A 1,143-nucleotide genomic window follows, 5' to 3' on the forward strand; every position below is an offset into this window, starting at 1 on the left:
CATGTATCCCTACCCCAATAACTATTTGCTAAAAATCCTCTATTTCTTTATCTTTTCTCGTGATAAATTCAGTTCATCTACATACTTATAAGCTAAATTACTCATAAATTTTCTCCACTTTTAAAAATGATTTTCCCAATCTTTTCTTATATCTTCATCTGTCGGATGATAGTATGTCTGTATAGTAAATTGGACATCTTTATGTCCTGCTCTTTTTTGTAAATGCTCAGGCTTTAATCCAGCCTTTCTTAATTCTGTTAACGATGTATGTCTTAACATATGTGGAGTAGCTTTTATACCTGTTTTCTTATATAGTCTTTTAAACAATGAATCTACATCTTGGTACTCCATAGGTTGATATTTATTTTTTCCACTTAGTTTTATAAATACAAAGTTTGTATCAACTTCATTTGTGTGGTAATCAGCTACATATTGAATAAACATATTCGTTAATTTTTCAGATATATGAATAGTTCTTGGACTATTAACTGTTTTTATTTCAGCTTTGTTTTCTAATTCTCCTCTATCTTTTATTGTTAGTATTCTTTTATCTATAGAGAAATCTTCTATCCATAAAGATAATGCTTCTCCTATTCTTATTCCCGTTTCCCATAGCAGAGAAATCAAAAATTTATCTCTTAGATTATTACAGGCATTTATTAATGTTTTAACTTGCTCTTTAGTTAATACTTTAGGTCTTGTTTTAGGCTCTTTTATTTTTAAGATTTTTGCTAAAAATGATTTTTCTTTTTGAATGTGATATAGGAAACCTTTGTATCCTCTACGAGAACCTGACATTTCTTTCTTTAATCTTTCTGATAGATTACCAGAATAGTTTTCATTTCTCATCAAATAATCATAAAAATCTAATACAGTGGATATTATTATGTTAATCGTTCTTGGACTTCTTTTAGATTCAATAGGCTTTTGTTTAAAAGGAATAACATTATCAGTTTTATATGGAGATTGTAACCAAATTAAGAAATCAGCCATATTGTCAATTGTTACATTTTCATAGTTTAAACCTTTACTTTCTAAAAATTCAAAAAATAGTTTTAAATGGTAGGCATATGCTCTTAATGAATTTCTTGAAATACCATAGCTATCTTTAAATTTTAAATACTTTGCTACAGGAATTACAGG

At 27.4% G+C, this 1,143-nt stretch carries 1 protein-coding gene; it reads right to left on the reverse strand.

The features are described from left to right. Nucleotides 1-120: 120 nt before the first annotated feature. Nucleotides 121-1,143: tyrosine-type recombinase/integrase (locus HG1285_RS00530; RefSeq protein ID WP_008289643.1), on the reverse strand; the 1,023-nt coding region annotated here is incomplete at its 5' end.

It is taken from the genome of Hydrogenivirga sp. 128-5-R1-1 (genome assembly GCF_000171895.1).